Consider the following 11,737-nt stretch of genomic DNA (forward strand, 5'->3'; position numbering starts at 1 on the left):
CGCCCGGTTACATTCCGAACCCGGAAGCTAAGCCTTTCAGCGCCGATGGTACTGCAGGGGGGACCCTGTGGGAGAGTAGGACGCCGCCGAACAATCATTGTGGGAAAGCCCCGCACCTTCTGGTGCGGGGCTTTTCTGCGTTCACGGGACGTTCTCCCGGACTAGGCCGGCTTCACCAGGCCCGTGTCGTAGGCCAGGATCACCGCCTGGACGCGGTCCCTCGCTCCCGTCTTCGCCAGGATGCGGCCCACATGGGTCTTCACCGTGGACTCCGCGAGGTGGAGACGGTCCGCGATCTCCAGGTTGGTCCACCCCTGGCCGATGACGGTGAGGATCTCGTGCTCCCGGTCGGTGAGGGAGGCCAGACGGGGGTCCTGCCGCACGGGCGCGGACGGGGACGAGGGCGTCGGAGGCAGGTGGTGGATGTAGGTGTCCAGGAGACGGCGGGTGAGGCCGGGGGCGACGACCGCGTCGCCGGCGGCCACCGCGCGGACGCCGGAGAGGAGCTCCTCCGGCTGGGCGTCCTTCACCAGGAAGCCGCTCGCACCCGCGCGGAGACCGTCGTACGCGTACTCGTCCAGGTCGAAGGTGGTGATGATCAGGACGCGGGTGCGGGCGCCCGCGGCGATGATGCGGCGGGTGGCCTCGATGCCGTCCAGGCCGGGCATGCGGATGTCCATCAGGACCACGTCCGGGTGGTGGTCGGCGACCTGGCGGACGGCCTCGGCGCCGTTCGCGGCCTCTCCGACGACCGTCATGTCGTCCTGGCTCTCCAGGAGCATGCGGAAACCGAAGCGCTGCATCGGCTGGTCGTCGGCGATCAGAACCGTCGTCACGGGTGGGATTCCTCCGGAGCGGGAGCGGGCGAGGGAGCGGTGGGGATGCGGAGCCGTACCCGCCAGCCGGTGCCGGACGGCAGGGGACCACAGTCGAGTGTGCCGTCGTAGAGCGCCGCGCGCTCGCGCATTCCGGTGAGGCCCTGGCCCTGGCCGGGAGTGGCGGACGGGAGGCCCGTGTCGGTGACGGTGACCAGGACGGCGTCCGGGCCGGCCGCGAGCCGGACGGTGGCCCTGGCCGCAGGACCCGCGTGCTTGAGGGTGTTGGTCAGGGACTCCTGGACCACACGGTAGACCGTCAGTTGAGCGCCGGGCGGCAGGGACGGGAGCGGCGACGGCAGCTCCGCGGCGACCGGCAGGCCCGCCTTCCGTACACCCTCCAGGAGGGAGTCCAGATCCTCCAGGGTCGGCTGGGGGGTACGGGCGGCGGCAGGGGTGCCGTCGTCGGGGGCCGACAGGACGCCCAGCAGGCGGCGGAGTTCGTCGAGGGCCTGGCGGCTCGTGGTGCCGATGGCGTCCAGAGCCTGGGCGGCGCGCTCGGGGCTCTTCGCCGCCGCGTACCGGCCGCCGTCCGCGAGGCCGGTGATGACCGACAGGTTGTGGCCGATGATGTCGTGCATCTCCCGGGCGATACGGGCCCGTTCGCCCGCGGCCGCCAGCCGGACCTCCTGGTCGCGCTCGACCTCCAGCCGGCGGGCCCGGTCCACGAGGCTCGCGGTGTGGTCCCGGCGGGAGCGGACCGTGATGCCGACCAGGGCGACGAGGGCGTACGCCCACAGGGTGGGGACGACGTGCAGGTCCCAGTCGTCGCCGTCGAAGCGGAGCGCGCCCGTCAGGATCGGCGCCAGGAGCAGGGCGAAAGCCCACAGGAGGCGGCGCGGCGGGCGGGTCAGGGCGATGTGGAACAGCGGGAGGAACTGGAGGAAGGCGGCCTGGAGGAAGGCCCCGGACACCTCGCTGACGAAGGCCGCCGCCGTCATCACGGCGAGGACCGAGGTCGGGTGGCGGCGCCGCGCGTACAGGGGGAGCACGAGGGCGAGGCTGAGGGCGACGACCAGACCGGCGGGGAGGGACGGGTCCCGGGCCACGTTCCGCCAGCCGCCCGCCGCGTCCACCAGGGCCGCCGCCGTCCAGCCCAGCGTGAGCGCGCCGTCCCAGAGCCAGGGGCGGGCCGCGTCGGCCGCCCGGACGCGGGTGATCAGCTGGTGCGCGTACCGGCTGGGCGCCGTCGTCTCCGTCGTCACTCGGTCATCATCCCCGTACGTCCTGGCGGCGGAGGAGGAACGCGGGGACTGCCAGGGCCGCCGCCGCCCACAGGACGAGCGCGAGCAGGGCGGCGCCGGCCGAGGGGGCGCCGGGCAGCGGGGTCGCGGAGCCGAGGACGCCGGCGGCCTGGGTGGGGAAGTACCGCAGCGCGGTGTCCACGGCGTCGTACGGGAGCATCCCGATGACCTCGGGCAGGACCAGGACGCCGCCGATGAACGCGCCCAGCGCGCCGGGCACCGAGCGGAGGGCGGCGCCCAGACCGAGGGCGAGGAGGGCGAGCAGGGAGAGGCCCGCGGCGTTGCCGGCGAGGGCCGCGAGGACGCCGTCGTCGGTGAGGGCGGCGGCCTGGTCGGTGTCGTCGAGGAACGCCTGGGCGGTGAGGAAGGTCGTCAGGTTGGTGAGGAGGCTCAGCCCGAGGACCGTGGTGCCGAGGACCGCGGCCTTCGCCCACAGCACCGGCGTGCGGGCGGGGACGGCGGTGAAGGTGGCGCGGGCGAGGCCGGAGGAGTACTCGCCGGCGGTGACGAGGATGCCGAGGACGGCGAGGGCGATGCCGGCCAGCTGCGAGCCGTAGAGGGTGAGGACGACGGTGTCGACGTCGGAGTCGCCGCCGTCGGAGGTGTATGTGGTGCCCATGAGGATGCCGACGCCGAGGACGAGGACGACCGCGGACAGGGCGCTGATCCAGGTGGAGCGGAGCGTCCGCAGCTTGTGCCACTCGGAGCGCAGGACGCGGGGCAGGGTGACCCCGTAGGGGGTCGGGGCGGTTGCGGTGGTGGTCGTCATGCCGCTGCTCCCTGGTACTCGACGGAGTCGTGGGTGAGGTCCATGAACGCCTGCTCCAGGGAGGCGGTCTCGGGGGTGAGGGCGTGGAGTTCGACGGCGTGGGCGGCGGCGAGGCGGCCGATCGCGGGGGCGTCGAGGCCGTTGACGCGGAGGGTGTCGGGGGCCTCGGCGGTGATGTGGGCCGGTGCCGGGAGGAGGGTGCGGAGGCGGTCGGCGTCGGGGGTGACGACGAGGACGGAGGCCGCGCCCGCGTCGCGGACCAGGTCGGCGACGGTGGTGTCGGCGAGGAGCCGGCCCTTGCCGATGACGACGAGCCGGTCGGCGGTCAGCGCCATCTCGCTCATCAGGTGGGAGGAGACGAGGACCGTACGGCCTTCGTCGGCGAGGGAGGTGAGGAGGGTGCGGACCCAGCGGACGCCCTCGGGGTCGAGGCCGTTCACGGGTTCGTCGAGGACGACGGTGGCCGGATCGCCGAGGAGCGCGGCGGCGATGCCGAGGCGCTGGCCCATGCCGAGCGAGAAGCCCTTCACCCGGCGGCCGGCGGCGTCCGCGAGCCCGGTGAGGCCGAGGACGTGCTCGACGCGGGTCCGCGGGATGCCGTGGGTGTGGGCGAGGGCCATGAGGTGGTGGAAGGCGGTGCGGCCCGGGTGGAAGGAGCGGGCGTCGAGGAGGGCGCCGACCCGGGTGAGGGGCGCCGGGTGGGCGGAGTACGAGCGGCCGTCGACGGTGGCGGTGCCGTGGGTCGGGGCGTCGAGGCCGAGGATCATGCGCAAAGTGGTGGACTTCCCGGCGCCGTTGGGGCCGAGGAAGCCGGTGACGGTGCCGGGGCGGACGGTGAACGAGAGGTCCCGGACGACGGTGCGGTCGCCGTACCGCTTGATGAGTCGCTCTGCTCGGATCATGCGGTCGACGCTACGGAGACGGCGGGGCGGGGGCGTCCGACCGTGGTCGGCAGCCGGCGGGACGGCGTCGTACCGTGGTACGACACACGGCGCTGAGCTGCGAATTCCCCTTGTGGGCGGAGGGCGGGGGCGGCGAGGATGCCGGGCATGAACTACGAGATCCGTTCCGTCCTGGCCGACGAGTGGGAGAAGGCGCGCGAGCTGCGGCTCGCCGCGCTGCGGGACCCCGTCGCGCACCTCGCCTTCCTGGACAACCACGCGGACGCGGTGGCGCGTCCGGACGACTTCTGGCGGGAGCGGACCGCGGCCGCGTCGGCGACGGGCGAGGGCCGGGTGCGGCAGTTCGTCGCCGAGGCGCCGGACGGACGCTGGCTGGGCACGGTGACGGTGCTCGTCGAACGGCCCGCGGACGAGGCGGGGTTCGGTGGCGCGGCCACGGTCGACCAGACGCATCTGGTGGGCGTCTTCGTCCGGCCCGAGGCGCGCGGCGGCGGGGTGATCGACGCGCTGTTCCGGGCGGCCGTGGAGTGGTCGTGGGCGGTGGACGGGATCCGGCGGGTCCGGCTGTACGTCCACGAGGAGAACGCGCGGGCCGTCGCCTTCTACCGCCGCTTCGGCTTCGCGCCGACGGGGGAGCGGGTGCCGATGCCGGGTGACACGGGCGCGTACGAGGACGAGTACGAGCTGCTGCCGGCGGTGTGAGGGCGGTGGCCTAGCGGTAGCGTCCGGTGGGCTCGGGCCAGCGGGTGCGGGACTGCTCGGGGGAGCGCATCAGGGCCAGGGTGGGGAGTCCCCGGGCGGCGCCGTCCGCGAGGAGGGCCGGGAGGTCCGGGAGCGGGGCCACGGCGGCGACGTCGTCGAGGACGAGCGTGAGTGGTGGGTCGAGCCGACCGTCGGATGACCGTGCGGCCATGCGGCGGCCGTGCTCGACCACGTGCGACGCGAGCGCGGTGAGGAGGGGCATCGCGCCCGGGTGGGTGCGCGGGTCCTCGATCGGCTCGCCCACCACGTAGAGGGTGCCCCCTTCCGCGGGGAAAGATGCCAGGGCCAGCGAATCCGTTCGATTCGGGGTGCACGCCTCGCGGATGTGGACCGAGGAGAAGGCGGAGAAGGCGCGGGCCGTCAGTTCCTGTGCCAGTCTGCGGCTCTCGGGGTGGGCGGTGAGCGCCGCTTCGAGGAGTCCGGCGAGGCCGGAGGCGGCCTTGGGGTGGCCGCGGAGGATGCGTACCGGTTCGTGGGCGTCGGTGCCCTGGGCCCAGCGGTGGACCTGGCGGAAGGGGCGGCCGTCGACGGCGGCGGCGTGCAGCCAGCAGCGCAGGAGCGTTTCGGCGGTGGTGGCGGTGGCCGCGTCGAGGCGGGCGTGCGGGCGGACCGGGGCGAGCAGGGCCGCGGCGCGGGCCTGGGCGGTGTCCGGGTCGGCGCAGCCTTCGGCCGGGGACCAGTGGAGGCGGGCCGGGGTGTCGCAGAGGTGGCCGGGGTCGTAGACGAGGACCGGGCCGAGCTTGCCGCGCACGTCCTTGGTGTCCGTCCAGACGGTGGGGTCTGAGGTGACCACCAGCACCGGGCCCTCGGCGTCGCGGACGGCCTGTATGGCGAGGGGACGGCGGGTCTCGGGCGGGCCGTAGAGGGTGCGGCCGGCCTCCGGCCGGGGCGCGGGGGCGGGGACCGGGGCGGGGACCGCGTCGACGTCGGGGCCGGCGGCGGCGGGGTCGGGTCCGGGGTGCGGTTCAGGGGCCGGGGTGTGCGGCGGAGTCTGTGTCTGCGCCGGGGTCGAGGCCGCGGCCGGGGGCCGCGGTGGGGGAGCGGTCTTCTGTATCGGTACGGGGGTGGGTTCGGGCTGCTCCGGGGCGTGGGCGGGGGTGTCGTGCCCCGGAGCCGGAGCCGGGTGGTGTGACGGCCCCTGGGCCGGAGCCGGGTGGTGTGCCGGGTGCGTCCGGCCGGGGTAGGCGCCCGCCTTGCGGTGGGCGCGGACGGCGCGCCAGCGGACGAAGGTGCCGAGGAGGAAGAACGTGAGGACGCCGAGGATCATCGCCTGGCCGATGACCAGGCCCCAGAAGAGGCCGTAGCCGGAGAGCTGGCCGGGCGGGGTGGCCGGCCAGGCCGCCGCCAGGTCGGTGGGGGCGATGACCAGGGAGCGGAGGGCCGGCGGGGTGCGGGTGAGCGCGACCCCGTCCGGCCAGGCGCCGTGGGCGAGGAGCCCGGCCAGTCCGGTCGCGGACCAGACGAGCAGGGACAGGCCGAGGATCAGGGCGAACAGCCCGATCAGGAACCCGTCCGAGACGCCGCCACCGCCCTGCCTCTGCCGTGCCTCCGTCACGTCACGCCACCGTCGACCGGGGGTTGTCGTCCATCTGCCGCTCCATCAGGAGGGCGCGCTGCTCGGTCTCCCACTCCAGTTCCGGATCGGCGGGTCCGGAGGACTCGGTCATGGCGCGGTCGGTGTAGACGAGCGGGCGTTCCCGCTCGGTGATGAGGTGTTTGACCACCTGCACGTTGCCGTTGACGTCCCAGACGGCGATGCCGGGGGTGAGGGTCGGGATGATCTCGACGGCCCAGCGGGGCAGGCCGAGGACGCGGCCGGTGTTGCGGGCCTCGTCGGCCTTCTGGGCGTAGACGGTCCGGGTGGAGGCCATCTTGAGGATCGCCGCCGCCTCCTTGGCCGCGGCGCCGTCGACGACGTCGGAGAGGTGGTGGACGACGGCGACGAAGGAGAGGCCGAGGCGGCGGCCGAACTTGAGCAGGCGCTGGAACAGCTGGGCCACGAAGGGGCTGTTGATGATGTGCCAGGCCTCCTCGACGAGGAAGATGCGCTTCTTCCGGTCGGGGCGGATCCAGGTGTGTTCCAGCCACACGCCGACGATCGCCATGAGGATGGGCATGGCGATGGAGTTGCGGTCGATGTGGGAGAGGTCGAAGACGATCAGGGGCGCGTCGAGGTCGATGCCGACGGTGGTCGGCCCGTCGAACATGCCGCGCAGGTCGCCGTCGACCAGCCGGTCGAGCACCAGGGCGACGTCGAGGCCCCAGGCCCGTACGTCGTCTATGTCGACGTTCATCGCCTCGGCCGATTCGGCCTCGGGGTGGCGCAGTCGCTCGACGATGTCGGTGAGGATCGGCTGGCGTTCGCTGATGTGCTCGTTGACGTGGGCGTGGGCGACCTTCAGCGCGAAGCCGGACCGCTCGTCGAGGCCGTGGCCCATGGCCACCTCGATGATGGTGCGCAGCAGGGCGAGCTGGCCGGTGGTGGTGATGGCGGGGTCGAGCGGGTTGAGGCGGATCCCGGAGTCGTTGGCGACCATGGGGTCCAGGCGGATGGGGGTTATCCCCAGCTCCTGGGCGATGAGGTTCCACTCGCCGACGCCGTCCTCGCCCTGGGCGTCGAGGACGACGACCTGCCGGTCGCGGAAGCGGAGCTGGCGGAGCACGTACGTCTTCTCCAGCGCGGACTTGCCGTTGCCGGACTCGCCGAGGACGAGCCAGTGGGGGGCGGGGAGCTGCTGGCCGTACAGCTGGAAGGGGTCGTAGACGTAGCCCTTGCCGCTGTAGACCTCGCGGCCGATGATCACGCCGGAGTCGCCGAGGCCGGGGGCCGCGGTCGGCAGGTAGACGGCCTGGGCCTGTCCGGTGGAGGTGCGGACGGGCAGGCGGGTGGTCTCCACCTTGCCGAGGACGAAGGAGGTGAAGGCGTCGGTGAGGACGGACAGCGGGTCTCGCATCGGTCGGTGCCCCTTCGGCCTTAGCGGCGGATGCCGGTAGCGAACGGGAGGGTGTTCACGAAGGCCCGGTGGTGCTCGCGGTCGCACCACTCCAGCTTGAGGTACGACTTGCCGGCGGAGGCCCTGATCGTGCGCTTGTCGCGGGCCAGGGCCTCGGGCGAGCGCGCCGATACGGTGATGTACCCGACGAGGTTGACGCCTGCCGCGCCGCTGGCGAGATCTTCACCCCGCTGGTCGAGCCGGCCGTGGGCGGCGATGTCGCGCGGGTCGACGGTGCGGTTCATCTTGGCCTGGCGGGAGGCCTCGGCCTCGTCGTTGGTCTTCTCGGTGAGCATGCGCTCGATCGCTACCTCGGTGGGTTCCAGGTCCATGGTGACGGCGACGGTGCGGATGACGTCGGGGGTGTGGACGAGGAGCGGGGCGAGGAAGTTGACGCCGACCGGGGTCATCGGCCACTCCTTGACCCAGGCGGTGGCGTGGCACCAGGGGGCGCGGGTGGAGGACTCGCGGGTCTTGGCCTGGAGGTAGGTGGCTTCCATGGCGTCGAGTTCGGCGGGCCAAGCGTTTCGTTTCGTCATGGCCTGGATGTGGTCGATCGGGTGGTCCGGGTCGTACATGGAGTGGACCAGGGAGGCGAGCCGGGACTGGCCGAGGGGCTGGCGGACGCGGATGTCGGCCTCGGTGAGGCGGGCGCAGATGTCGGTGAGCTCGCGGGCCATGACGATGGCGAGGCCGCCGTCGCGGTCGAGGCGGCGGGTGCCGGTGGCGTGCCGGGTGGCGTGGGCCATGGCGTTGGCCTCGGCGGCGAGGTCGCGCGTGTAGTGCATGCAGGCGACGAGGTAGGCGCGGTGCTGCTCGCTGGAGGTGGAGACCATGGACTGGAGCTGGTCGTACGACTCCTGGAGCCAGCCGGGGGCGCCCGCGTCGCCGCGCTGGGCGACGTCCTTGGCGTGGGCGTCGGGGTCGGCGGGGAGGGTGCGGGCGAGCATCTGGAGGCGGGTGACGAAGCCGTCTCCGTTGGCGACGTGCTTGAGGAGGGTGCCGAAGCGGTCGACGAGGGCTTCCTGGTCCTCGCTGTCGCGCAGGCCGACGCCGGGGCCCTCGATCTCGATGGCGGCGGTGACGGTGCGGCGGTCGGCGTGGAGGAGGACGGCGATCTCGTCGGGGCCGAAGGGGGCGGAGAGCCAGCTGACGCGGCCGATGCCGGGCGGCGGGCCGACCTCGACCTCGCGGCCGTCGAGGCGGGTGCCGGACTCGGCGGCGGCGGAGCGGTAGGCGGTGCCGCGCTTGAGCATCCGCTTGTAGCTGCGGTTGATCTCGAACCACTTGTAGAAGGTGCGCTGCTTGTACGGGAGGTACACGGCGGCGATCGCGAGCATGGGCAGGCCGGCGAGGAGTGCGATCCGCAGGGGGAGGAGGGGGATGAGGAGCCCGCTCATCATGCCGAGGAAGGCGCCGGCGACGATCAGGGCGATCTCGCCGGTCTCGCGGTTCTTGCCGACGATCGCGTTCGGCCGGGCGCGGCCGATGAGATACGTGCGGCGGGGCGTGACCGGCTGGGACTGGGTCGTCAACGCCCTGCACCTCCAGAGTTCTTGCGGTTGCTGTGCGGGGTTCCCGCGGTGGGGCTGCTGCTGCGGGGCGGGGGCGTGGCGCCGTTGCCCTGGGGGGTGCGGCTGCTGTGGGCGGCGACGCCGCCGGAGAGCTGGTTCGCGGGGCGGGGGGCGGCGGAGGAGGTGGCCTGCCCGCCGCCGGAGCCGCTGTCGCGGGTGCTGTGGGTCTTGATGCCCTGGGAGACGAGGGAGGCGGGGGAGGAGATGACGGCGGCGGCCGCGTTCTCCCCGGCGCGGTGGATGCGGTTGTTGCGGGAGGCGACGATCTCGTCGCCGAAGCCGGGCACGAAGCGGTAGATCATCGCGGAGGCGAAGATGGCGAGCAGGATGATCGCGAGGCCGGAGACGACGGCGGAGAAGGAGTCGGGTCCGGTGCCGGAGGAGAGGGCGCCGGCGAGGCCGAGGACGATGACGATGATCGGCTTGACCAGGATGACGGCGATCATGATGCCGGCCCAGCGGCGGACGTGGCCCCACATGTTCTTGTCGACGAGGCCGGAGTAGACGACGACGCCGAGGAGGGCGCCGACGTAGAGGAGGACGGCGCGGAGGAAGAGCTCCAGGTAGAGCACGCCGGCGGCGAGGACGGTGACCAGGCTGACGATGATCAGCATGATGGGTCCGCCGCTGATGCTGTCGCCCTTCTGGAGGGCCTGTTTGAAGGCGCCGAAGAACACGTCGGTCTGCTGGCCGGTGCCGGAGGCGATGACCTCGGTGATGGCGTCGGTGGCGTTGACGACGGTGTAGAGGACCAGCGGGGTGAAGGCGGAGGCGAGGACGGTCAGCCAGAGGAAGCCGACGGCCTCGGAGAGCGCGGTGGTGAGCGGGACGCCGCGCATGGCGCGCTTGGCGACGGCGAGCAGCCAGAGGAGGACGGTGAGGAAGGTGGCGGCGGCGAAGACGACGGCGTAGCGGGAGAGGAACTCGGTGTTGGTGAAGTCGACCTCGGCGGTCTCCTTCACGGCCTTGGAGAGGTAGTCGACGACGGCGACGGCGGCGTCGGCGCAGCCGCGGGCGAGGGAGGAGAGGGGGTCGAGGGCGGAGGCGGGGGCGTCCCCGGTGCCGCCGCCGGTGCCGCCCGTGCCGGTGCCGGCCTGGCCGCGTTCGCAGATCTGGCGGGCCTGGCCGAAGAGGAGGCTGCAGTCGTCGTTGGTGGGGGTGGGGGACGGCGTGGGTGCCGAGGGCGTGGGGGTGGGTGCCGCCTGGGCGGGGGAGGCGAGCAGGACGGGGAGGGTGAGGAGCGTGGTGGCGAGCGTCGCCCTCACGCGTCCTGCCCGGCTGTGGTTAGCGGGCATAGGTGAACCCTCCGTACTGCTCGACGGCCTCGGCGATCTCTTCGGCGACGGAGGCCCGGCTGTCCCCGTTGACCGGGGTCGGGCCCTCGTGCTCGGAGGTCGAGGTGAGCCTCCAGCCCTGCGCGGTCCAGGTGAGGTTCTGGGTGCTGGTGAACCAGGCGGAGGTGACCGGCTTCGTGGAGCCCTCGCCCGCGAGGCCGGTGAGGTTGACGTACCAGACCTCGACGGTGGCCTTGTCGCTGGAGTAGCCGGTGACCTTGGTGCCGATCGGTACGGTGCGGGCGACGAAGGTGAGTCCGGTCGGCGCGGTGCCGTTCGGCTCCAGTCCCGCGCTCGCCATGAGGGCGGGGGAGTACGAGTCGTCGAGGCGCTTCAGGAGGTCGTCGACGACCGCCGGGGCGTAGACCGCGCGGATCAGGGCCTCGCGGGGGCCCTTCTGGTACATGTCGGTGGAGCCGAGGGCCGTCGCGTAGTTGGCGGCTGCGCTCTGGGCGCCTTGTTCGTCGTGGGCGTAGCCGGTGGGGACGGTGCCGTCGGTGCCGGTGACCGGGCGGGTGCCGGTGGGGGCGGTGGCGCCGGTCTTGCCGGGGGTGCCGGAGGAGGGGGACGAGCCGGCCGGGTCGCCGCCGCCGCGGTTGGCGAAGGCGATGGCGGCGACGAGCAGCACCACCACGCCCACGCCCGTGAGCAGGGAGCGGGAGCCGCGGGCGGGGCGTCGGGTGCCGCCGTGGACGTCACCGGTGTTGCCCTCGGGCAGGCGGGTACGGGTCTGGCCCGAGCCGCCGTAGCCGTCGTGCTCGTCGCCGGGACTCATGCCGGGTACGCCCCCTCGTTCGTTCGCGGGTACGACAGTGGTGCTGGATGACCGTGCGTCAGGAGACGTCCGGTCAGATCGCCATTCCGTAGACGATGGTGAAGAGGGTTCCGAGGGAGCCGATGATGAAGACGCCGGTGAGGCCGGCGACGATCAGGCCCTTGCCCTGCTCGGCGCTGAACGTGTCGCGGAGCGCGGTCGCGCCGATGCGCTGTTTGGCCGCACCCCAGATGGCGATGCCGAGGCAGAGGAGGATGGCCACCGCCATCACGACCTCGATCATGATCTTGGCCTCGGCGCCGATGCCCCCGAAAGGGCCCCAGTTCGGGGCGATTCCACCGATGATGGTGGTGATGTCGCCCTTCTCGGCCGCCAGGTTCATAGAACTCACCGCCCCTGTCGGGTCGTTGGTCACCCCTGCCGGACGGCATGGGGCATCGCCACTATCTTCGCTGATGAAACCGCTCGCGTGTGACGGCTTGACGGCTCTCTTTACCCGATCCCCGCAC

11 protein-coding genes and 1 rRNA gene are annotated in these 11,737 nt (G+C 73.0%); 2 read left to right on the top strand and 10 right to left on the bottom strand.

The genetic code is table 11. The features are described from left to right. A 5S ribosomal RNA gene (gene rrf, locus ACFYT9_RS31510) occupies positions 1 to 92 on the top strand; the annotation flags it as partial. A 69-nt stretch (positions 93 to 161) separates the two neighbouring features. On the opposite strand, the gene ACFYT9_RS31515 is transcribed toward rrf, so the two are convergent. From ACFYT9_RS31515 to ACFYT9_RS31530, 4 genes are read right to left on the bottom strand one after another with little or no spacing between them, the layout of a single operon-like run. Beyond that, positions 162 to 836, bottom strand: a complete 675-nt coding sequence (locus ACFYT9_RS31515) for a response regulator (protein ID WP_389169172.1) — start codon at positions 834 to 836, stop codon at positions 162 to 164. Beyond that, a complete protein-coding gene (locus ACFYT9_RS31520; RefSeq protein WP_389169174.1) occupies positions 833 to 2,080 on the bottom strand; it encodes a sensor histidine kinase in 1,248 nt (415 codons plus the stop codon). The genes ACFYT9_RS31515 and ACFYT9_RS31520 overlap by 4 nt, the downstream gene beginning before the upstream one ends. 7 nt (positions 2,081 to 2,087) lie before the next feature. After that, on the bottom strand, positions 2,088 to 2,888 hold the full coding sequence (locus ACFYT9_RS31525; RefSeq protein ID WP_389169176.1) for an ABC transporter permease: 801 nt from the start codon (positions 2,886 to 2,888) through the stop codon (positions 2,088 to 2,090). Next, entirely contained in the window at positions 2,885 to 3,790 is a 906-nt protein-coding gene (locus ACFYT9_RS31530) for an ABC transporter ATP-binding protein (protein ID WP_389169178.1), read from the bottom strand. The genes ACFYT9_RS31525 and ACFYT9_RS31530 overlap by 4 nt, the downstream gene beginning before the upstream one ends. 147 nt (positions 3,791 to 3,937) lie before the next feature. Between ACFYT9_RS31530 and ACFYT9_RS31535 the strand changes: the two genes are divergently transcribed. Next, positions 3,938 to 4,492 carry a GNAT family N-acetyltransferase gene (locus tag ACFYT9_RS31535; protein WP_389169180.1) on the top strand — a complete coding sequence of 185 codons (555 nt, stop codon included), beginning with the start codon at positions 3,938 to 3,940 and terminating at the stop codon, positions 4,490 to 4,492. Positions 4,493 to 4,502: 10 nt separating this feature from the next. Here the strand turns inward: ACFYT9_RS31535 and ACFYT9_RS31540 are convergent, their stop codons facing one another. The 6 genes from ACFYT9_RS31540 to ACFYT9_RS31565 form a co-directional block, all read right to left on the bottom strand. Continuing rightward, the gene (locus ACFYT9_RS31540) at positions 4,503 to 6,107 is read right to left on the bottom strand and encodes a type VI secretion protein (protein WP_389169182.1); all 1,605 of its coding nucleotides are present in this window, start codon (positions 6,105 to 6,107) and stop codon (positions 4,503 to 4,505) included. A gap of 1 nt (position 6,108) precedes the next feature. Beyond that, complete coding sequence (locus ACFYT9_RS31545) at positions 6,109 to 7,506, bottom strand: ATP-binding protein (RefSeq protein WP_376598888.1); 1,398 nt, start codon at positions 7,504 to 7,506, stop codon at positions 6,109 to 6,111. A gap of 20 nt (positions 7,507 to 7,526) precedes the next feature. After that, the gene (locus ACFYT9_RS31550) at positions 7,527 to 9,080 is read right to left on the bottom strand and encodes an SCO6880 family protein (RefSeq protein WP_389169184.1); all 1,554 of its coding nucleotides are present in this window, start codon (positions 9,078 to 9,080) and stop codon (positions 7,527 to 7,529) included. After that, on the bottom strand, positions 9,077 to 10,414 hold the full coding sequence (locus tag ACFYT9_RS31555) for a hypothetical protein (protein WP_389169186.1): 1,338 nt from the start codon (positions 10,412 to 10,414) through the stop codon (positions 9,077 to 9,079). The genes ACFYT9_RS31550 and ACFYT9_RS31555 overlap by 4 nt, the downstream gene beginning before the upstream one ends. Continuing rightward, the gene (locus ACFYT9_RS31560) at positions 10,404 to 11,228 is read right to left on the bottom strand and encodes a hypothetical protein (protein ID WP_387277869.1); all 825 of its coding nucleotides are present in this window, start codon (positions 11,226 to 11,228) and stop codon (positions 10,404 to 10,406) included. The genes ACFYT9_RS31555 and ACFYT9_RS31560 overlap by 11 nt, the downstream gene beginning before the upstream one ends. 73 nt (positions 11,229 to 11,301) lie before the next feature. Beyond that, complete coding sequence (locus ACFYT9_RS31565) at positions 11,302 to 11,610, bottom strand: hypothetical protein (RefSeq protein ID WP_376598881.1); 309 nt, start codon at positions 11,608 to 11,610, stop codon at positions 11,302 to 11,304. Between the last annotated feature and the right edge of the window lie 127 nt (positions 11,611 to 11,737).

It is taken from the genome of Streptomyces sp. NPDC004435 (assembly GCF_042873895.1).
Classification (GTDB): domain Bacteria; phylum Actinomycetota; class Actinomycetes; order Streptomycetales; family Streptomycetaceae; genus Streptomyces.

Excerpts from the sequence above, each read along its gene's own strand:
- ACFYT9_RS31525 (WP_389169176.1), bottom strand. The coding sequence starts at position 2,888 with ATGACGACCACCACCGCAACCGCCCCGACCCCCTACGGGGTCACCCTG.
- ACFYT9_RS31530 (WP_389169178.1), bottom strand. The coding sequence starts at position 3,790 with ATGATCCGAGCAGAGCGACTCATCAAGCGGTACGGCGACCGCACCGTC.
- ACFYT9_RS31535 (WP_389169180.1), top strand. The coding sequence starts at position 3,938 with ATGAACTACGAGATCCGTTCCGTCCTGGCCGACGAGTGGGAGAAGGCG.
- ACFYT9_RS31545 (WP_376598888.1), bottom strand. The coding sequence starts at position 7,506 with ATGCGAGACCCGCTGTCCGTCCTCACCGACGCCTTCACCTCCTTCGTC.
- ACFYT9_RS31555 (WP_389169186.1), bottom strand. The coding sequence starts at position 10,414 with ATGCCCGCTAACCACAGCCGGGCAGGACGCGTGAGGGCGACGCTCGCC.
- ACFYT9_RS31560 (WP_387277869.1), bottom strand. The coding sequence starts at position 11,228 with ATGAGTCCCGGCGACGAGCACGACGGCTACGGCGGCTCGGGCCAGACC.
- ACFYT9_RS31565 (WP_376598881.1), bottom strand. The coding sequence starts at position 11,610 with ATGAACCTGGCGGCCGAGAAGGGCGACATCACCACCATCATCGGTGGA.